This is a genomic window from Phreatobacter sp. (genome assembly GCF_022843985.1).
GTDB lineage: Bacteria > Pseudomonadota > Alphaproteobacteria > Rhizobiales > Phreatobacteraceae > Phreatobacter.
The window spans coordinates 66,375-85,634 of the sequence record NZ_JALHMP010000014.1 but is presented as its reverse complement, the minus strand read 5'-3'; the positions used below and the strand labels follow the sequence as shown (position 1 = coordinate 85,634).

General features: G+C 67.5%; 22 protein-coding genes. 12 read left to right on the top strand and 10 right to left on the bottom strand.

The window, feature by feature from the left end; translation table 11 throughout:
• Positions 1-6: 6 nt before the first annotated feature.
• The gene (locus Q0C57_RS11715) at positions 7-705 is read left to right on the top strand and encodes a metal-dependent hydrolase (RefSeq protein WP_296576581.1); all 699 of its coding nucleotides are present in this window, start codon (positions 7-9) and stop codon (positions 703-705) included.
• 138 nt (positions 706-843) lie between these two features.
• Here Q0C57_RS11715 and folE read toward each other — a convergent pair whose 3' ends face one another.
• Positions 844-1,473 carry a GTP cyclohydrolase I FolE gene (gene folE / locus Q0C57_RS11710; protein WP_296576580.1) on the bottom strand — a complete coding sequence of 210 codons (630 nt, stop codon included), beginning with the start codon at positions 1,471-1,473 and terminating at the stop codon, positions 844-846.
• A 227-nt stretch (positions 1,474-1,700) separates the two neighbouring features.
• Here folE and Q0C57_RS11705 point away from each other — a divergent pair, with 227 nt between their 5' ends.
• Positions 1,701-2,150, top strand: coding sequence for an iron-sulfur cluster assembly scaffold protein (locus Q0C57_RS11705; RefSeq protein WP_296576577.1), 450 nt, complete (start codon positions 1,701-1,703; stop codon positions 2,148-2,150).
• The gene (yidD, locus tag Q0C57_RS11700; RefSeq protein ID WP_296576575.1) at positions 2,147-2,521 is read left to right on the top strand and encodes a membrane protein insertion efficiency factor YidD; all 375 of its coding nucleotides are present in this window, start codon (positions 2,147-2,149) and stop codon (positions 2,519-2,521) included. The genes Q0C57_RS11705 and yidD overlap by 4 nt, the downstream gene beginning before the upstream one ends.
• Before the next feature lie 28 nt (positions 2,522-2,549).
• Here yidD and Q0C57_RS11695 read toward each other — a convergent pair whose 3' ends face one another.
• Positions 2,550-2,714 carry a DUF3309 family protein gene (locus Q0C57_RS11695; protein WP_296576573.1) on the bottom strand — a complete coding sequence of 55 codons (165 nt, stop codon included), beginning with the start codon at positions 2,712-2,714 and terminating at the stop codon, positions 2,550-2,552.
• 255 nt (positions 2,715-2,969) lie between these two features.
• Between Q0C57_RS11695 and thrS the strand changes: the two genes are divergently transcribed.
• Both thrS and Q0C57_RS11685 read left to right on the top strand, forming a co-directional pair.
• Positions 2,970-4,940 carry a threonine--tRNA ligase gene (gene thrS / locus Q0C57_RS11690; protein WP_296576571.1) on the top strand — a complete coding sequence of 657 codons (1,971 nt, stop codon included), beginning with the start codon at positions 2,970-2,972 and terminating at the stop codon, positions 4,938-4,940.
• A gap of 256 nt (positions 4,941-5,196) precedes the next feature.
• Positions 5,197-6,165, top strand: a complete 969-nt coding sequence (locus Q0C57_RS11685; protein WP_296576569.1) for a sensor domain-containing diguanylate cyclase — start codon at positions 5,197-5,199, stop codon at positions 6,163-6,165.
• 52 nt (positions 6,166-6,217) lie between these two features.
• Here Q0C57_RS11685 and Q0C57_RS11680 read toward each other — a convergent pair whose 3' ends face one another.
• The gene (locus tag Q0C57_RS11680) at positions 6,218-7,321 is read right to left on the bottom strand and encodes a hypothetical protein (protein ID WP_296576567.1); all 1,104 of its coding nucleotides are present in this window, start codon (positions 7,319-7,321) and stop codon (positions 6,218-6,220) included.
• A 159-nt stretch (positions 7,322-7,480) separates the two neighbouring features.
• Between Q0C57_RS11680 and Q0C57_RS11675 the strand changes: the two genes are divergently transcribed.
• Complete coding sequence (locus Q0C57_RS11675) at positions 7,481-8,053, top strand: nitroreductase (protein WP_296576565.1); 573 nt, start codon at positions 7,481-7,483, stop codon at positions 8,051-8,053.
• Positions 8,054-8,065: 12 nt separating this feature from the next.
• Positions 8,066-8,695, top strand: a complete 630-nt coding sequence (locus Q0C57_RS11670; protein ID WP_296576563.1) for a flavin reductase family protein — start codon at positions 8,066-8,068, stop codon at positions 8,693-8,695.
• Between the two features lie 24 nt (positions 8,696-8,719).
• Here Q0C57_RS11670 and Q0C57_RS11665 read toward each other — a convergent pair whose 3' ends face one another.
• A complete protein-coding gene (locus Q0C57_RS11665) occupies positions 8,720-9,520 on the bottom strand; it encodes a potassium channel family protein (RefSeq protein ID WP_296576561.1) in 801 nt (266 codons plus the stop codon).
• A 199-nt stretch (positions 9,521-9,719) separates the two neighbouring features.
• On the opposite strand from Q0C57_RS11665, the gene Q0C57_RS11660 reads away from it, so the two are divergent.
• Both Q0C57_RS11660 and proB read left to right on the top strand, forming a co-directional pair.
• On the top strand, positions 9,720-10,733 hold the full coding sequence (locus Q0C57_RS11660; RefSeq protein ID WP_296576633.1) for a BMP family ABC transporter substrate-binding protein: 1,014 nt from the start codon (positions 9,720-9,722) through the stop codon (positions 10,731-10,733).
• A gap of 198 nt (positions 10,734-10,931) precedes the next feature.
• Positions 10,932-12,068, top strand: coding sequence for a glutamate 5-kinase (gene proB, locus Q0C57_RS11655; RefSeq protein ID WP_296576560.1), 1,137 nt, complete (start codon positions 10,932-10,934; stop codon positions 12,066-12,068).
• A gap of 66 nt (positions 12,069-12,134) precedes the next feature.
• Here proB and Q0C57_RS11650 read toward each other — a convergent pair whose 3' ends face one another.
• Positions 12,135-13,004 (bottom strand): CoA ester lyase, encoded by an 870-nt coding sequence (locus Q0C57_RS11650; protein ID WP_296576558.1) that lies wholly within the window; start codon positions 13,002-13,004, stop codon positions 12,135-12,137.
• Between the two features lie 4 nt (positions 13,005-13,008).
• Positions 13,009-13,503: a MaoC family dehydratase gene (locus Q0C57_RS11645; protein WP_296576555.1), complete on the bottom strand. Its 495-nt coding sequence runs from the start codon at positions 13,501-13,503 to the stop codon at positions 13,009-13,011.
• 92 nt (positions 13,504-13,595) lie between these two features.
• Between Q0C57_RS11645 and Q0C57_RS11640 the strand changes: the two genes are divergently transcribed.
• Both Q0C57_RS11640 and Q0C57_RS11635 read left to right on the top strand, forming a co-directional pair.
• Positions 13,596-14,645, top strand: a complete 1,050-nt coding sequence (locus Q0C57_RS11640) for a lytic transglycosylase domain-containing protein (RefSeq protein ID WP_296576553.1) — start codon at positions 13,596-13,598, stop codon at positions 14,643-14,645.
• 129 nt (positions 14,646-14,774) lie between these two features.
• Complete coding sequence (locus Q0C57_RS11635; RefSeq protein WP_296576551.1) at positions 14,775-15,965, top strand: DUF2336 domain-containing protein; 1,191 nt, start codon at positions 14,775-14,777, stop codon at positions 15,963-15,965.
• A 32-nt stretch (positions 15,966-15,997) separates the two neighbouring features.
• Here Q0C57_RS11635 and Q0C57_RS11630 read toward each other — a convergent pair whose 3' ends face one another.
• From Q0C57_RS11630 to Q0C57_RS11620, 3 genes are all read right to left on the bottom strand, one after another.
• Positions 15,998-16,591 (bottom strand): Hpt domain-containing protein, encoded by a 594-nt coding sequence (locus Q0C57_RS11630; protein WP_296576549.1) that lies wholly within the window; start codon positions 16,589-16,591, stop codon positions 15,998-16,000.
• A gap of 10 nt (positions 16,592-16,601) precedes the next feature.
• Positions 16,602-17,147, bottom strand: a complete 546-nt coding sequence (locus Q0C57_RS11625; RefSeq protein WP_099084394.1) for a response regulator — start codon at positions 17,145-17,147, stop codon at positions 16,602-16,604.
• 61 nt (positions 17,148-17,208) lie between these two features.
• The gene (locus Q0C57_RS11620) at positions 17,209-17,991 is read right to left on the bottom strand and encodes an NAD kinase (RefSeq protein ID WP_296576546.1); all 783 of its coding nucleotides are present in this window, start codon (positions 17,989-17,991) and stop codon (positions 17,209-17,211) included.
• A 32-nt stretch (positions 17,992-18,023) separates the two neighbouring features.
• Here Q0C57_RS11620 and cutA point away from each other — a divergent pair, with 32 nt between their 5' ends.
• Positions 18,024-18,359: a divalent-cation tolerance protein CutA gene (cutA, locus tag Q0C57_RS11615; RefSeq protein ID WP_296576544.1), complete on the top strand. Its 336-nt coding sequence runs from the start codon at positions 18,024-18,026 to the stop codon at positions 18,357-18,359.
• A gap of 34 nt (positions 18,360-18,393) precedes the next feature.
• Here the strand turns inward: cutA and Q0C57_RS11610 are convergent, their stop codons facing one another.
• The gene (locus Q0C57_RS11610; RefSeq protein ID WP_296576542.1) at positions 18,394-19,140 is read right to left on the bottom strand and encodes an SDR family oxidoreductase; all 747 of its coding nucleotides are present in this window, start codon (positions 19,138-19,140) and stop codon (positions 18,394-18,396) included.
• Positions 19,141-19,260 lie beyond the last annotated feature (120 nt).

Here is a 19,260-nt window from a genome sequence, read left to right as displayed (position 1 = left end):
ATCCCCATGAAGCTCACCTGGTTCGGCCATTCGGCCTTCCGCCTCGATTTCGGTTCGTCAGTCGTGCTGATCGACCCGTTCCTGACCGGCAATCCGTCCTTCACCGGGGACCGGGCCGAGGCCATGGCCGGAGCGACCCATATCCTCATCACCCACGGCCATGCCGACCATGTCGGCGATACGCTCGCCATCGCGGCGGAGACCGGCGCCAAGGTCGTCACCAACTACGACCTGTGCATGGTTCTGGCCAACAAGGGCCTCAAGGCCTTCGACCCGATGAATTGCGGCGGGACCACCGACCAGGGCGACTTCACCGTGACCCTGACCAATGCGCTGCACTCGTCCTGCGACTTCCATGACGGCGTCAGCCATGCGCTCGGCAACCCGAACGGCCTCATCATCAAGCAGAAGGGCGGGGCGGTGCTCTATGCCATGGGCGACACCGACATGATGCCGGACATGGGCCTCATCGCCGAATACCACCGGCCGACCCATGCGCTGGTGCCGGTCGGCGACCGCTTCACCATGGGCGGCGATGCCGCCGCCTTCGCCTGCAGGAAGTTCTTCCAGTTCGACACGGTGATCCCGTGCCACTACGCGACCTTCGGCCTGCTCGACCCGACGGCCGACAAGTTCGTCGCCGGCATGGCGGGCTCGAAGACGAAGGTGGCGGTGCCGGCATCGGGCGAGAGCGTGACTTTCTGACGGAGGCCCGCAGCAGAATAAGCACCGCGTCATGCCCGGGCTCGGCCCGGGCATCCACGAATTCCCTCGTATGCGGTGATCAAGTCGTGGATGCCCGGCACAAGGCCGGGCATGACGCGAAGGGGCCAGTCAGCACCCTCAGCGGAAGCCGCGGATCATCTGCATGAAGCGCGCCTGCTCGGACGCATCGTCCTTGAACAGGCCGGTGAAGCCGGTGGTGATGGTCGAGACGCCCTGTTTCTGCACGCCGCGCATCGACATGCACATGTGTTCGGCTTCGACCAAGACGGCGAGGCCGCGCGGCCTGAGGCTCTCCTCGATGGCGCCGACGATCTCGGCGGTCATGTTCTCCTGCGTCTGCAGGCGGCGGGCATAGATGTCCACCACCTTGGCGAGTTTCGACAGTCCGACAACACCCTCGCGCGGGTAATAGGCGATGTGGGCCCGCCCGCTGATCGGCACGATATGGTGTTCGCAATGGGAGAAGAAGGGGATGTCGCGCACCAGCACGATGTCGCCGTAGCCGCCGACCTCCTCGAAGATCGTACCGAGTTCCTTGGCGGCAGACTGGCCATAGCCGCGGAACAGGTCTTCCCAGGCCTTCACCATGCGGCGCGGCGTGGCGACCAGACCCTCCCGGTCGGGATCGTCGCCGACCCATTCGATCAGGGTGCGGACGGCGGCCTCTGCCTCCTCCCGCGTGGGACGGCGGCGGCGCTGTGCCTCCGGGCCCTTCTGGACGGGAAGGGTCGTTACGACGGCATCCATGGACTCAACTCCAATGTGGAAACGTTTCCTGCTGCGCCTCTTGAGAACGCTTGGATCGGACATCCGCGACCATGATCAGGATGCGACAGATTGCCACGCTCTGGTGCCGTCCTTCGATAACCCGATCTCGCGCCGGGCTTTAATGCCTCGATGCGACGCATATATGATGAGAAGGCCTGAACGCGCCATGAACGACCGTTCATCTAGGCCCCCCTGGAGCGCCCGCCGTGCTGGACGACGTCTATAACAAGCGCATTCTCGAACTGGCAGCGACCATTCCGCGGCTTGGCCGCCTCGCCTCGCCGCAAGGTTCGGCCACGGCCCATTCGAAACTCTGCGGCTCGACCGTGACGGTCGACCTCGCCCTCGCCGGCGATGTGGTGGTCGATTTCGGCCACGATGTGAAGGCCTGCGCCCTGGGACAGGCCTCCTCCTCGCTCATGGCGCGTCATGTGGTCGGGTCGACCACGGCGGAACTGCGCGATCTGCGCGACACGGTGCGGCGCATGCTGCGCGAGAACGGCCCGGCGCCCGCGGGCAAATGGGCCGATATCGCGGTGCTTGAGCCGGTGCGCGCCTTCAAGGCCCGCCACGCCTCCACCCTGTTGACCTTCGATGCCGTGGTCGAGGCCATCGCCCGCGCCGAGGATGCCCGTACCACCGCCGCGGCGGAATGAGCCGGGATCGCGATCTCGACCGCCTCTTCGACGACTGGCGGCCGCAACGCTGGCCGCGGCTCGCCGGCCATGGCCTGCTGCGGGCCTATCAGCTGTCCATCTCGATGCTCGTCGGCCGCTGGTGCCGGCACCTGCCGAGCTGTTCGGCCTATATGGACGAGGCGATGATGCGCCACGGCTTCTGGGCCGGCGGCTGGATGGGTCTGGCGCGGCTCTGCCGCTGTCATCCCTATGGCACGTCGGGCATCGACAACCCGCCCGTCGCCTTGCCCGCCGGCGCCCGCTGGTTCCTGCCCTGGCGCTATGGCGCCTGGCGGTGGCGGCGGGGCGCCCCGGTCTGCGAGAAGGTCGGGCCCGGCGGGGATGCATGACCGGCCCGTCGGCGGACGCGGCGGCAGCCTAGAGCCTGCCGCTGAGCACGAGGACCAGCACGATCAGCAGAATGATGCCGATGCCGCCGCCGCCGTAATAGCCGGTGCCGTAGAAGGGGCCGCCGCCGATGCCGCTGAAGCCGCCGAGCAGCGCGACAATCAGGACGATGAGCAGGATGGTGCCAAGTGTCATGGACCTTGTCTCCGTGTTGCCGGTATCAACACGCCATTCCACCGGCTTGTTCCTTGCACGGCACCGGCCTGTCGGTCCGCTCACCGCCGAACCGGCTCTGGCACAGAACGCTTTGCAATCGTGGCGCGGCTCGGCTATCCCCGTTCCGTGCCAGCCCGATGCCGCCCCGTGACGGCAAGTCCGCCCGGCATGCCAAAACCCTGATCACCGGCCCCTTACCTGCTCTGTCGGCAGGAGTGAGCGGAGAGACCCGATATGCCCGTTCTGACCTTCCCCGATGGCGCCGCGCGCGCCTATGACGCCGGCGTCACCGGCCTCGATGTCGCGAAAGCCATCGCCCCCTCGCTCGCCAAGCGGTCGATCGCTGTGAAGCTCGACGGCGTGGTGACGGATCTGTCCGATCCGATCGGCGGCGACGCGCGCATCGAATTCGTCACCCGTGACAGCCCCGAGGCGCTGGAGCTCATCCGCCATGACGCTGCCCACGTCATGGCCGAGGCGGTGCAGAAGCTCTGGCCGGGCACCCAGGTGACCATCGGCCCGGTCATCGAGAACGGCTTCTATTACGATTTCTTCCGCAACGAGCCCTTCACCCCGGAGGATTTCGCGGCGATCGAAGCCGAGATGCGCAAGATCATCGCGGCCAACCGGCCCTTCACCAAGCGCATCGTCTCCCGCGACGAGGCCAAGCAGATCTTCCGCGACAAGGGCGAAGCCTTCAAGGTCGAGCTGGTCGAGGCTATTCCCGCCGACCAGCAGATCAGGCTCTATGACCAGGGCGGCTGGTTCGACCTCTGCCGCGGCCCGCACATGGCCTCGACCGGCCAGATCGGCAATTCCTTCAAGCTCATGAAGGTCGCCGGGGCCTATTGGCGCGGCGATTCCAGCAATCCCATGCTGACCCGCATCTATGCCACAGCCTTCCGCACCGACGAGGAGCTGAAGACCTATCTGACCATGCTCGAGGAGGCCGAGAAGCGCGACCATCGCCGCCTCGGCCGGGAGATGGACCTCTTCCACTTCCAGGAGGAGGGCCCCGGTGTCGTGTTCTGGCACCCCAAGGGCTGGTCGATGTTCCAGACCCTGGTAGCCTATATGCGCCGTCGCCTCGCCGAACACGGCTATGACGAGGTCAATGCGCCGCAGCTCCTCGACAAGTCGCTGTGGGAGACGTCCGGCCACTGGGGCTGGTACCGAGAAAACATGTTTACGGCGCAGTCGGCCGGCGACGATGCCGAGGACAAGCGCTGGTTCGCCATCAAGCCGATGAACTGCCCGGGCCACGTGCAGATCTTCAAGCACGGTCTGAAGTCCTACCGTGATCTCCCTATGAAACTTGCGGAATTTGGCGCAGTTCACCGCTACGAACCCTCCGGCGCGCTCCATGGCCTGATGCGCGTGCGCGGCTTCACCCAGGACGACGCCCACGTCTTCTGCACCGATGCCCAGCTCGAGGCGGAATGCATCCGGATCAACGAGCTGATCCTGACCACCTATGCCGATTTCGGCTTCGACGAGATCGTCGTGAAGCTCTCCACCCGGCCGGAGAAGCGCGTCGGCGCCGATGCGCTGTGGGACCGCGCCGAGAGCGTCATGGAGAAGGTGCTGGCCAAGATCGCCAACCAGTCGGGCGGCCGCATCAAGACCGCCATCAATCCGGGCGAGGGCGCCTTTTACGGGCCGAAATTCGAGTATGTGCTGCGTGACGCCATCGGTCGCGACTGGCAGTGCGGCACCACCCAGGTCGATTTCAACCTGCCGGATCGCTTCGGCGCCTTCTATATCGGCGCCGACGGCGAGAAGACGCCTCCGGTCATGGTCCACCGCGCCATCTGCGGCTCGATGGAGCGGTTCATCGGCATCCTCATCGAGAACTATGCCGGGGCTTTCCCGTTCTGGTTCGCGCCGAAACAGGTCGTCGTCTGCCCGATCACCTCGGAGGCTGACGACTATGCCCGCGAGGTCCTGGCCGCCTGCCGCAAGGCGGGGCTCAGGGGCGATGCCGACCTCCGCAACGAGAAGATCTCCTACAAGGTGCGCGAGCACTCGCTGCAGAAGATCCCGGTCATTCTCGCCGTCGGGAAGAAGGAGGCGGCCGAGCGCACCGTCTCGGTCCGCCGCTTCGGCAGTCAGGCGCAGGAGACCCTCGGCCTCGACGCGCTGGTGGCGCAACTGAGGGACGAGGCGACGCCGCCGGACGTGCGGCGGGCGCATGCGGCGGCTTAGGGCGGTCAGCCACTGCTCAGGGATCTGCGCCATCCAACGGAAGCTGCCGACCCGGCCGCCCCGCGGGGGACGTAAAAGGTGTCGCTCCTGACGATGGTGGCCGCCATGAAGGTGGCACCGTCATGTCCGTTGCTGCCGCTACGGCAGTTCACTAAATGAGGCGGGCCAGTTTCGTCGAGACACGAGTTTCCTCGTTTCGCGACGGAGAGGAATTACCGAAATCCTGCCATGCCACTGGGGGCTTGGGAGCGCGGGTATGGTCATGCAAACAAGTGACGTCACCACTGGGAATTTTGCCTCCGCATCCCGTCGCGCCTTGCAGTTCCTGCAAGAGCGGTTCGGGTTGGGCCTCTGGATGGTCACCCGGGTCGATGGTGATAACTGGGTCGTCCTGACGGCGGAAGACCGGGCTTACGGATTCTCAGAAGGCACCGTTCTGAAATGGTCGGACTCCTTCTGTTCGCGGATGGTGGAGGGACTTGGTCCGAATATCGCCCCGGAGTCCAGCGCGGTTGACGCCTATGCCGGAGCGCCAGTCGGACGGCAAATTCCGATCGGCGCTTATGTCGGATTCCCCCTGGTGAGCTCCGACGGCGTCTTGTTCGGTACCCTTTGCGCGATCGATCCGCAGCCCCAATCACCAGGACTCACGGATCAGGTCGAGTTCATCCGCCTTGTCGCTGATCTGCTCTCCGAGCTTCTCCGTGCCGAACTCAAGGCCGTGGACGTGGACCGCCGTCTGGAGCGGGCGGTGGATCAAGCACGGCGTGACGAACTGACGTCCCTCTACAATCGCCGGGGATGGGTGGAGTTTCTGGAGTTCGAAGAGCGCCGCTGCCGGCGATATGGCCATCCGGCCTGCGTCATCGCGGTCGATCTTGACGACCTCAAACGCATCAACGATCTCGCCGGTCATGCCGCCGGCGACGACGCCCTGCGCACTGCAGCCCGGGCCCTCTCCGCGGCCGTGCGCGGCATTGACATCGTCGCGCGCACGGGCGGCGATGAGTTCATGGTCCTCTGCATCGAATGCGACGCAAAGAGCGCCGGCGCGGTCGTGGAGCGGGTCCGCGGTGCCTTGGCAGCGGCAGGCATCCGAGCGTCCATCGGTATGGCGATGCGCACCCCCGAGGCGGGTCTTTCTGTCACCGCCCAGAATGCCGATCAGGCCATGTACCGGGACAAGGCTTTGCGCAAGGAGCGTCGATTGGAAAGGTCGGTCTAGCCGGGATCGCCGCTCTGGCCGGCATAACCGCGAGCGCGGCCAGAGCCCAGCTTCAGCGTGCCACGACCTCGACGTTCAAATCCTTGCCAGCCTCGACGTTGAAGCGCCGGTTGAAGACGCGGCCCTCGTGGCGGGCGATGGCGAGATACTCGCCCTCCTGCAGCACCATCGAGGGGAAGGCGCCGATCGATTCCTTGATGACGTCGCCGCCGGGGGTGAGCACTGTCCAGGCGGCATTGCCGATGGCTTCGCCGCCCTGACGCTGCTGCACCAGCTTGAGGCTGACATTGGCCGCCCGGTGCTGGATCGTCGCATCCGTCACCTGGCCGGCGCGGATGCGCAGGTCGGCGCGGATCGTGGCATTGGCGTCGCCATAGATCGACACGACGTGATAGGTGCCCTCGGGCAGCGCGATGAGATCGCCGGCCGGAGCCTGGCGGAGCACCAGGCGCGGCTCGCCGCCCTCGAACAGCCCACCGGCGAAAATGTCGAAGGACAGCCGGGCATTGCGGATTTGGCTGTCTCCGACCTTGCCGACGAGGCGGACGGCCCCGGCATTGATGACGATGCTCTCGCGATAAGGATCGCTGCCAATGCGCAGCCGGCGGGTCTGGGCGAAGGTCCCGAAGGCGACATGCAGGATGTAGGTGCCCTGCCGCAGCGCGAAGACCGGCGCCGGGTCGCGCGATTCGGCAACCAGCGCGAAGGCGCCGCTGGCCTCCGGCGTGTCGGCGAAGATGCGCCAGTGCAGGCCGTCGCGGACATATTGCCCGCCCTGGCGGAAGCGGGCGTCGAGTGCCACCGCGGTGCGGTCGGCGAATTGCGGCGGCAGGCCGGGACTGCCGGGCAGGCCGGGCATGGTCGGGATCAGGGCGGGCGAGGTGCCCAGTTGCGGGGCGAAGGGCGTTGCCCCGTCGGGCAGGGTGAAGAAGGGTGTCGCCGCGCCGCCCGGCATGTGTCGCCGCCGCCGCTGCTGCGGCTCGGTGACGATCGGTGGCAGGTCGGAATGGGGCGAGGCCGAGATGCGCGGCAGCGGCGGGCGCTCGAATCCCTGCGCCGCGGCGTCCCCGGCAAAGGCCAGAACGCCGGCAGCCGCGAGGCCTCCTACGGCGGCGCGGGCCATGATGGCGGGGAGGGATCTCGGGCCCAGGGTCATGCGTCCTTCATCTCGCGTCCGATTATGGCCTTTTTGCTGCGCCCGGGCTCCGGGAGCTAGGGCCGCGGCCGGCGCGCGGTCAAGTCCTGCGCTTTGTCCCCTTGGCGAAAGCCGGGAATGTGCCTAGTTGGGAGCCGCGAGCCCCCCGCGAGGATCAGCATGCCCGTTGAAACCGTTCTCGTCGATCACCTCAAGACCCGCCGTTCGACGCCCTTCGCGCTGATGCAGGCGCCGGGTCCGGATTCCGCGACCCTGCATGCCATGCTGACGATGGCGGCACGGGTGCCCGATCACGGCAAGCTGGCGCCCTGGCGTTTCATTGTCATCGACCGTGCCGCCGGCGAGGCCCTCGGCGCGGTGCTCGAGCGGCTCGTCCGTTCCGACGATGCCGAGGTCGAGGCCAAGAAAGTTGAGATCGACCGCGGCCGCTTCACCCGCGCGCCGCTCTGCATCGCCGTGGTGGCGCGTGCCGCGCCGCATCCGAAGATCCCCGAATGGGAACAGATCCTGTCGGCCGGCGCCGTCTGCCTCAACCTGCTCCATGCGGCGACGGCCCACGGCTTCGGTGGCAACTGGGTCACCGAATGGCCGGCCTATGACCGCCGCGTCCTCGACCATCTGGGCCTGGCGCCGGAGGAGAAGATCGCCGGCTTCGTCCATATCGGCATGCCGGCAGCGAAGGCGGACGACCGCCCGCGGCCGGACATGGCCGCCATCGTCTCCCATCTCTGAGGGCTGAGGACCATGCATTACAACGTCACCGCCGCCGATCACGGTCTGCCCTTCGATCCCTTCAAGGCCATTGTCTCGCCGCGTCCGATCGGCTGGATCACCGCGATCGACAAGGACGGGCGGGTCAATTGCTCGCCCTATTCCTTCTTCAACGCCATTTCCGACAAGCCGCACATGGTCTGTTTCGGGTCGGGCGGCCGCAAGGATGCCCTGGCCTTCGCCGAGGAGACCGGCGAGTTCACCTGCTCCTTCGTCTCCTGGGAGCTGCGCGACGCGATGAACGCCACCTCGGCGCCGCTGCCACGCGGTGAGAACGAGATGGAATTCGCCGGAATCGAGGCGGCGCCCTCGGTCTATGTCAAGGCGCCGCGGGTCAAGGCCTCGCCCGCCGCGCTCGAATGCAAGTGGCTTCAGACCGTGCCGCTGACCTCGCTCGAAGGCGTCACCAGCTACAACCTGGTGATCGGCCAGGTCGTCGGCATCTATATCAACGACGATTTCATCAAGGACGGGATCGTCGACACGGGTCGGATGCATCCGGTCATGCGCGGCGGCTACGACCAGTATTTCCATGTCGGCTCCGAGCAGATGTTCAAGATGACCCGCCCGCCCGGCGGCGGCAATTTCAACGAGCGCCGCTGACAGGGGGGCGCCACGAAGGCGCCATCAATCCTCGTTCGGGATGTTCAGCACCGTGCCGCAGGCCTTGCAGTGGACGGCATCGGGTTCGTGCCGCTGCAGGCCGCAGGTGGGGCAGGGGAAGCGCACCTTTGTCGGCCGGAACAGCACCTGCGCGAGGCGCAGGAACAGCGTCACGCCGAAGATCATGATCAGCACGGAGATCAGCCGCCCGGTCGTGCCCGGCAGGGTGATGTCGCCATAGCCTGTAGTCGTCAGCGAGGTGACGGTGAAATAGAGCGCGTCCACATAATTGGCGATGCCAGGGTTGGTCCGGTGCTGCGTCTCGTAGACGATGCCGGTCATGACGAAGATGAAGACGCAGAGGTTGGTCGCCGCGAAGATGATCTCCTGGTTCTTGCGGAAGAAGGCACTGTCGCCGCGCAGCTGCTTGACCAGCTGGTAGGTCCGCATCAGGCGCAGCGTCCGCAGCACCCGCAGGAAGCCGCCGCCCTCGCCGACGATCGGCGCGAGGAAGGAGACGATGGCGATCAGGTCGGCCCAGGTCAGCGGGTGGGACAGCTCGCGCCAGGGCCGGCGGGCGATCCACAGTCTGGCGCTGAAATCAGTCAGCAGGGCGAGGCCGATGACGAAATCGATCACCTCGATGGCGGCCTGGCGCGGCAGGAAACTGGTGGCCACGACGAAGGCGATGGTGGTCACGTCGAAGGCCAGGAGACCGTAGCGGAAGCGCTGGGCCTGCGCGGTCTCGTCTTCATAGAGAGCCCGGATCCGGTCTTTGAACCGGTCGGGCCTGGGCGGGTCTGCAGGGCTGGCCGAAAGAGTCATGGCGTGAGTCCGCGAGCCGTTTCGTCGCATGTCGCCCGAAAGGCTTGATCGCTGCAACAGGCCGCGTCACCATTCATTTTTCACGGCCGCATGGGCCATGGTCGCAAGGGGCGTCTTCATGCATCGACGGATCAATCGCAGGACCTTGTTCGCAGTCGCACTTGCCGCCATCGGCGCCACCTTCAGCGCCGGCATCGCCATGGCCCAGGAGCGGCTGAAGATCGGCTTCGTCTATGTCGGTCCGGTCGGCGACCACGGCTGGACCTATCAGCACGACATCGGCCGCCAGGCGGTGGAACGCCATTTCGGCAACAGGGTCGAGACCACCTTCGTCGAGCGTGTGGCCAGTGCCGACGCCGAGCGTGTCATCGAGCAGCTCGCCCGCACTGGCCACCGGCTGATCTTCACCACATCCTTCGGCTTCATGGACCCGACCGAGCGCGTCGCCCGCCGCCATCCCAATGTCCGCTTCGAGCACGCCACCGGTTTCAAGCGCGCCGCCAACCTCGCCACCTATGCCGGCCGTTTCTACGAGGGCCGCTACATTCTCGGCCAGATCGCCGCGCGCATGTCGAAGACCGGCACGATCGGCTATATCGGCGCCTTCCCGATCCCCGAAGTGCTCTCCGGCATCAACTCCTTCATGCTCGGCGCCCAGTCGGTCCGCCCCGACATGAAGATCCGCATCGTCTGGGCCAATGCCTGGTTCGATCCGGGCCGGGAGGCCGATGCCGCGCGGGCGCTCGCCGACCAGGGCGCCGACATCATCGCCCAGCACACCGATTCCCCTGCCGCCATGCAGATCGCCGAACAGCGCGGCATCTTCGCCTTCGGCCAGAACTCCAACATGATCCGTTTCGGTGGCAAGGCGCAGCTCACCGCGATCATCGCCGACTGGGGCCCCTATTACGTCCAGCGGGTCCAGGCCATGCTGGATGGCAATTGGGCCTCCGGCGACGTCTGGGGCGGGTTGAACACCGGCATGGTCCAGATGGCCCCCTACACGAACATGCCGCCCGACGTGAAGGCCATGGCGGAGGCCACCGAGGCCGCCATCAAGGCCGGCACGCTGCATCCCTTCCGGTGCCCGGTCGTGCGCCAGGACGGCCAGACGGTGGAGTGCGGCGGCAACGGGGTCCTGACCGACCAGCAGATCCTCGGCATGAACTTCTACATCCGCGGCATCGAGGAGCGGGTGCCGACCGGCAACTGAGCGGGCACGGGCGGCGTCTCCCCCTTCACCTCTCCCCGGCGGCGGGGAGAGGTCGGCCTAAGGCCGGGTGTGGGGGCTCGTGGTGGATGACAGGCCTGGACAAGGGCTCTGATGGCCGTCCCGATTGCCTCGCCCCGTCCTCCTCGTCTAAGAACCCGGACCCGCCGTAGCCCGCGGCGGATCTTGCCTTCTGGTCCGATGACTGCTCCTGCCGCAACGCCCGCGCTCGCTGCCTTCCGCCGCATCGTCGTGAAGGTCGGATCCTCGTTGCTCGTCGACGGGGAGAAGGGCGCGCTGCGCCAGGCCTGGCTGGACACGCTCGGTGCCGATCTCGCCCGCCACGCCGCCCGCGGCGCCGACATCCTGGTCGTCTCCTCCGGGGCTATCGCCCTGGGGCGCACCATCCTGAAACTGCCCAAGGGGCCGCTGGAACTGGAGAAGAGCCAGGCGGCGGCCTCGGTCGGCCAGATCGCGCTCGCCCGGGCCTGGTCGGAGGTGCTCGGCCGCCACGGCATCGTCGCCGGTCAGATCCTCGTCACCCTGCACGACACCGAGGAACGCCGCCGCTACCTCAATGCCCGCAACACGATGGAGACGCTCTTCGCGGTGCGTGCCGTGCCCGTGGTCAACGAGAACGACACCGTGGCCACCGACGAGATCCGCTACGGCGACAATGACCGCCTTGCCGCCCGCGTCGCCACCATGGTCGGCGCCGACTGTCTCGTGCTGCTCTCCGACATCGACGGGCTCTATACCGCCCCGCCGCAGAAGGACCCGTCCGCGGTCCTGATACCCGTCGTGCCGCGCATCACGCCGGAGATCGAGGCCATGGCGGGCGGCGCGGCCTCCGAACTGTCGCGCGGCGGCATGACCACCAAGGTCGAGGCCGGCAAGATCGCCACCACCGCCGGCACCACCATGGTCATCGCCTCCGGCAAGCATGACGCGCCGCTGGCGCGCATCGAGGCGGGCGGGCCCTGCACCTGGTTCCTCACCCCCACCCATCCGGTCACCAGCCGCAAGAAATGGATCGCCGGTTCGCTGGAGCCGCGCGGCATCCTCTGGCTGGATGCGGGAGCGGTCGGGGCGCTACGGCTCGGACGCAGCCTGCTGCCGGCCGGCGTCGCCCGGGTGGACGGTGTCTTCGAGCGCGGCGACTGCGTCGTGGTCCGCGGGCCCGATGGCGCCGAGATCGGCCGCGGCCTCGTCGCCTATGACGCGGTGGCGGCGGTCCAGATCATCGGCAAGAGTTCGGGGGCGATCGAGGCCGTGCTCGGCTACAAGGGCCGCGCCGAGATGATCCACCGCGACGATCTGGTGCTGGCGGCGGAGTGAGGGCTTTGCCCGTGCCGCGAGGGTACGGGTGGGGCATTCCTGCGAGTGTTGCGACAGTATCCGCGCTTACTGCCCCGCGCGTTTCAGCAGCCGCTCGGCGCGGGTGAGGTGCGGCCGGTCGAACATCTCGCCGCCGATATTGACCACGCCGGCCGCCGGCTGGGCGGCAAAGGCGGCGACCACCGCCCGTGCCGCGGCGATGGCCGCCTCTGTCGGGGTGAAGACGGCATTGATTACCGGCACCTGCGCCGGATGGATCGCCATCTTGGCGGTGAACCCGTCGCGGCGCGCCTCCTCGCATTCACGCCGGAGACCGTCGAGATCGCGGAAGGCGGGAAAGACCGTATCGATGGGCTGCGCCTCGGCGGCGACGGCCCCCATCAGGCAGAGCGCGCGGGCGAGTCGGAACGGCTCGGTATGGCGTCCGTCCTCGGCCCGGTTGGTCTCGGCGCCGATATCCGCCGACAGGTCCTCCGCGCCCCAGGTGAGCCCGGTCAGCCGGGGGCTGGCCCCCTGGTAGGTGCCGAGGGTGAAGATCGCCTTCGCCGTCTCGGTCGCCACGACCGTGATGGTGATGCCGCCTTCGGGCAGGCCGGCCAGCGCCTCGCGCGCCGTCAGCTTGGCGTCGAGATGGGCGACATCGCGGCCGGATTCGGATTTCGGCAGCATGACGGCGTCGGGCCGCACCGCGACCACGGCGTCGAGATCGGCATCGGTCAGGCCGGTGTCGAGCGCATTGATCCTGACCATGAGTCGCGGCCGGTCCTTGCGCGGCGCGTGGGCTGCGAGGAAAGCGCGCGCTGTCTCCCGCGCCAGCGGCTTGTTGGCGGCCGCGACAGAATCCTCAAGGTCGAGGATCAGCGTATCGGCGCCGCTCTCCAGCCCCTTGGCGAGCTTCTTCTCCGAATCGGCCGGCACGAACAGCAGCGAGCGCATGGCCTCAAGCCCCGCGCTTCAGCACGAGGGACTGCCTTGTGCATTCCGCCACCAGCTTGTCGTGCTGGTTATAGGCGCGGTGATGGAACTCGACGACGCCCATGGTCGGGCGCGATTTGGATTCGCGCGTCGCCGTCACCGTGCTCTCGCAATGGATCGTGTCGTTCTCGAAGAGCGGATGGGGGAACTTGACGTCGGTCATGCCGAGATTGGCGAAGAGCGTGCCATTGGTCGTGTCCGGCACCGAAATGCCGATGAGCAGGCCGAGGGTGAACAGCGAATTCATCAGCGGCTGGCCCCATTCGGAGGCCTCCGCGAACTGCCGGTCGATATGCAGGGGCTGCGGGTTCATGGTCAGCGTCGAGAACAGCACGTTGTCCATCTGCGTGACCGAGCGCGTGATGCGGTGCCGGATGAGCTGGCCGACGGCGAAATCGTCGAAATAGATGCCGCCGCGCGGATGGCGCCTGTCGTCGGTGATGAGGGTCGTGGCCGTCATGAGGCATCCCCTTGGGTCATGTCGTTACGAATTCGTTTACCATAATGGAGGACGCTGCCCGGTGACTCCTCCCGACAGGGGACATAGCCGAGATGTTTCTCTTCCGCTCATCCGCCGAACCGCAGAGCCGCCCGACCTCGGCGACCGAGGCCGGCGTGAGCCGTGTTGTCTCGGCCATCCAGGCGGCGGCGCAGAAGACCGGCGCCGGTTTCGACTACCTGTTGCGCACAGCGCGCCGCGAATCGAGCCTTCAGCCGACCGCCCAGGCCTCGACCTCCAGCGCCCGCGGTCTCTACCAGTTCATCGATTCGACCTGGCTCACCATGGTCCGGGACGAGGGGCGCAATCTCGGCCTCGGCCGCTTCGCCGAGCAGATCGGCCGTGACGCCAGCGGCCGCCCGACGGTCGCTGACCCCACGGCGCGCCAGCAGATCCTGGCCCTGCGTGACGATCCCGCCGTCGCCGCCCTGATGGCTGGCGCCTTCACCAACCGCAATGCCGCCGATCTGCGCAGCGCCACGGGCCGGGACCCCACCGAGGGCGAACTCTATATGGCGCATTTCCTCGGTTCCGGCGGCGCGGCGCGGCTGATCAACGCCAACCAGGCCAATCCGCAGGCGAGCGCCGCGCTGATGTTCCCGGATGCGGCTGGCGCCAACCGCCGCATCTTCTTCGACCAGGGCCGGCCGCGCACGGTCGCCGAGGTCTATCAGGTGCTGGCTTCGGGCCAGTCAACGGCGGTCGCCGGTGCACCCCCGGCTGCAACGGCCGCGGGGCAGACGACCCTTGCGGCGGCGACCAGCGCCCAGGAGCAGGCGAGTTCCTGGTCGGCGGTCCCGCGCATCAATGCCGATCCGACACGGCCCTTCCACTCGCTGTTCTCCGGCGGCAACGGGCCGATCAACGCCTTCGTGGCAGCCACCTGGACTGCGCTCGGGCGCGATGCGGCGAGCGCCTCGCGCCAGGTCCAACTGACCACCGCGCTTACCTCGCCAGCGGCGGGTAACGGCCCCGTTGGCCTGCCCGCCGGCACCGCGCGCGCTGCCCTCGGCGGTCCCTTCGTCCCGCTCCAGGAGCAGCAGCCGCGTCGCGGTCAGCCGCTTGACCTCGCCGGGTTTCTGCGCCCGGACGTGCGCCGCTAGCAACACCGACGGCTCAATTTTCACTTAAGGTCCATGGTGAACGCTTTGTTAAGCGGGGCGCCCTAGTCTGCTGGCAGGAAGCAAAAAGCTTCCCTCTTTCAGTTTCTTGCCTCGGTTCAGGCGCGCCCGATGATCGTTCGTCACTTCCTGCGTTGGATCCAGACTGCCGCCGCCGGCGACCGGGCTGATGCGACCTCGGCTCTGGCCCGGGCCTACCTTCATTCCGACCTCACGGGGAATGACAGGGCGGCGATCGAGGCCGCCATGATCATGCTCATGGACGATCCCTCGCCGCTGGTGCGCCGGGCTCTCGCCGACGCCCTGGCCACTTCCGAGGAGGCGCCGCACACGGTCATCGTCGGACTGCTGCAGGACCAGCCGGAAATCGCCGCCATCGTCGCCCGCCATTCGCCCCTGCTGTTCGACGCCGAACTGGTCGACCTCGTCGGCGGCGGCGAGCCGCAGGTTCAATATGCTGTCGCCCGCCGCGCTCACGTGCCGGCGCCGGTGGCGGCCGCCATCGCCGAGGTCGGCTGCCTCGAGGCCTGCCTCGCCGTGGTCGCCCTCGACAATGCCGACCTGCCGGCCTTCTCCATCGACCGTATCATCGAGCGCTTCGGCGAGGACCCGGACATCCGCGAGGCGCTGTTCGCCCGCGAAGACCTCTCTCCCGGCGCGCGCCAGGCCCTGGTGGTCAAGCTCTCCTCGGCCCTGTCCGCCTTCGTCGCCGGCCGTGCCTGGCTGCCGGAGGATCGCGCCAACCGCGTCGCCCGCGAAGCCTCCGACAAGGCCACCGTGGCCATTGCTGCCGCCTGCCGCAGCGACGGGCTGAGCCCGCTGGTGCGCCACCTGCGCCAGTCCGGCCAGCTCTCCACGGGCCTCGTGCTGCGGGCGCTGCTGTCTGGCAATGTCCGGCTGTTCGAAGAGGCGCTGGCCGAACTCGCCGGGCTGTCGCTCCGCCAGGCTTCCGGCCTCGTCCACGACCGCCGCGGCGCCGGCTTCCGTGCTCTCTACGACAAGGCAGGCTTGCCTGCTTCGACCTGGCAGGCCTTCCGCGCCGCCCTCGACGCTTGGCACGAGGATGGTGGCAGCGCCCAGCGCGGCGGTCATCCCCAGTTGCGCCGCCGCATGGTCGAGCGGGTCCTGACGGCCTATGCGCCGCTCGCCGACGGCGATCTCGACCAGCTTCTCGCCCAGCTCCGCCGCTTCGCTGCCGAGGCGGCCCGCGACGAGGCCCGCGCCTTCACCCGCGATCTGATCGCCGGCAACGAGGCTCTGGAGGATGAGGCCGTCGCCTTCCCCATGGTGGCCGCGGCCTGAGGACGGCCTCATCGGGGCGGGGGGCAGGGGCCTTATGGCGCGATGGACGGCGCGCCGTTGATGGTGACGAGCATCTGCGTCGTTGCCTCGCCGAGACGCTCCGACAGCGCCATCGCCAGCGGGTGATCGTGGCCCTTGGCGTTCTCGCGGACGATGGCGCGGATCGCATCGGCATGCTGCATCACGAGATCGGCTGGCACGCGGGCATCGTCAGCGATGCCGTCGAGCAGGTGACACAGGCTTTCCGCCACCCGGCCGGCGAGCGGATAGCCGAAGGTCGCCGCCTCGCCCTTGATGTCGTGGGAAGCGATATAGATGGTGCCCCGCGTCCCCGCATGGAGACCCTCGGCCGCCACCGCGTCGCGGGCCCGCGACAGCCGCTCGACCTCCTTGGCCATCCAGTCTTCGAACTCGGAGGAAAGATCGGCCAGCGCCGCCTCGGCGCGCTCGATCGCCTCCATGTCGAAGCCGAACTCGTCGACCTTGATCTTCGCCTTGCGGCCGAAAGCCTTCAGGTTGCGTTTCGGGGTGACGATCTCGTGGTCGGCGAAGGCGGAGACGGTAGCCTCGTCGAGGCCGCCCTTGGCCCCGATGCGGGCAGGGCTTTTCGTTGGTGTCTTCGTCATGCCGCCCTCCTCACATCGAGCTCTTGGTCTTGTCCAGCAGCGGCTGGACCTTGATCATCTCGGCCTTCTCGCCCTTGCGGCGCTCGGGGCCTACATAGCTCGAACCGTGGTTGCGGCGGCGGTCCGGTCCGAAAAAAGTTTTGGTTTTGATGAATGGTCTCGGATTCACCACCACATTGAGGATGCGCTGATACAGCGCCTTGGCCGAGATCGGCTTGGCGAGGAACTCGGTGACGCCGGCATCGCGCGATTCCAGCACCCGCTTCTTCTCGGAGTGGCCGGTGAGCATGATGATCGCCACATAGGGGTTCGCATTGGCCCCCGGCTGGCGGATCATGCTGGTCAGTTCCAGGCCGTCGAAGATCGGCATCGACCAGTCGGTGATGACGATATCGGGCATGTAATGGGTGAAGGCCTCGAGGCCGGCCGCACCGTCTTCCGCCTCGTAGACCTCGCGGGCACCGAAGCCGTGCAGCAGGGTTCTGACGATCCGGCGCATATGCGCGTTGTCGTCGATCACCAGGAATCGCAGCCGGTTGAAGTCGATGCGGATCATCGCCAACCACTGTACGGGACGGGCGTTAGCGCCCCGTTAAGGCTGATGGCAGGCAGCCGCCTCAGGCGCCGAATTGTTCGCGCAGGATCCGTTCGTCCAGCGAATGGCCGGGATCGTGCAGCAGGATCATGGATCGGGTGCGGTCCATGGCCACCGATACCGTTGCGACGTCGCGCACCTCGTAATGGTCGGCCGTGGCACTGACCGGTCGCTTGGCCGATTCCAGCACCTCGATCGTCATCGCCACCCGGTCGGGCAGCAGGGCGCCGCGCCAGCGGCGGGGCCGGAACGGCGAGATCGGCGTGAGGGCGAGCAGGGTGGCGTTGAGCGGCAGGATCGGGCCGTTGGCGGAGAGGTTATAGGCCGTCGACCCGGCTGGGGTGGCGATCAGCACGCCGTCGGCGATCAGCTCGTCCATGCGGGCGTGCCCGTCGACGCTGATGCGAAGCTTCGCCACCTGCGAGGTCTGGCGCAGCAGCGAGACCTCGTTGATCGCCAGCGCATCCTGCCTTTCGCCATGGATGTCGACGGTCGTCATGATCAGCGGGTGGATCAACGAGCGCTCGGCGTTCCAGATGCGCTCGACGAGGCCATCCTCGGCATATTCGTTCATCAGGAAGCCGACCGAGCCGCGGTTCATCCCGTAGATCGGCTTGCCGGTGGAGATGTATTTATGCAGCGTCTGCAGCATCAGACCGTCGCCGCCGAGGGCGACGACCATTTCGGCCTCGTCGCCCGGCACGCTGCCGTAGCGGGCGATGAGGCGCTGGCAGGCCTCCTGCGCTTCCGCCGCCGGCGAGGCGACGAAGGCGATCTTCTTCGGGTCGGGTCGATGATCCGGCATGACGGGCGACCGATCGGAACGGGGATGTGGATATGACGCGGACCGAAGGGCCGGACGACGTGGTGCTGGTCTATACGACGGCGGCAAGCCTTGTCGAGGCTGAGACGATCGGCTCCGATCTCGTCGAGCGGCGGCTGGCGGCCTGCGTCAACATCCTGCCGGCGATGCGCTCGGTCTACCGCTGGCAGGGCCGGGTGGAGCGGGCGGACGAGGTGGTGATGATCATCAAGACCGTCCGGGCTTTGCTGGAGCCGGCGCGCCGGCACTTCCGCGCGACCCATTCCTACGACACGCCGGCCTTCCTCGTCATCGACGTCCCCGGCGGGGACGCCGACTATCTCGCCTGGCTGAGGGCGGAGACGGCCTGACGCGGGTGAGGCTCTTCCTGCGCCTCCGCTCGCCTCAGCCGCGGCCGACGAAGGGCATGTCGTTGGCCATCACCGTCATGGTCAGGATGTTCACGTCCAGCGGCAGGTTGGCGATATGGACGACCGCCTCGGCGACATGGCGAACGTCCATGCGCGGCTCGACTTTCACCGAGAAATCGGCCTGCAGCACGCCCGCCGTCATGCGCTCGGTCATCTCGGTGGCGGCATTGCCGACGTCGATCTGCGAGCAGGAAATGCGGTCGGCGCGCCCGTCCAGCGAGATCGCCTTGGTGAGGCCGAGCACGGCGTGTTTGGTGGCGGTATAGGGCGCCGAATAGGGGCGCGGCGCATAGGCCGAGATCGAGCCGTTGTTGATGATGCGGCCGCCCTTGGGGTTCTGGGCGCGCATCATCGCCATGGCGGCGCGGGCGCAGAGGAAGGACCCCGTAAGGTTGACGTCGACGACCTGTTTCCACTGGGCGACCGAGAGCTGGTCCATCGGGATCGCCGGGGCGCCCATGCCGGCATTGTTGAACAGCACGTCGAGACGGCCGAAGCGCTCCTTCACCGTCTGGAACAGGGCGGCGACGGAGGCCTCGTCCGACACGTCGGTCGGCACGGCGATGACCGTGGCGCCGGCGGCCATGGCCACGGTCTTCTCCAGCTCGTCCCGGCGCCGTCCGGCCACCGCCACCGCATAGCCGGCCTTGGCGAGGCCCAGCGCCGAGGCCCGGCCGATGCCCGATCCGGCGCCCGTGACGATTGCGATCCGCTGCGACATGTCATCCTCCCGATATGTCGGGCCTTGCCGCCCGCTCTTGAGGTCCGGAGACTGGCCGAAAGCCACGCCCCTGTCGACGGGGGCGCGGCAAGGCTGCGATGCGAAACGGTTTAGATCCCC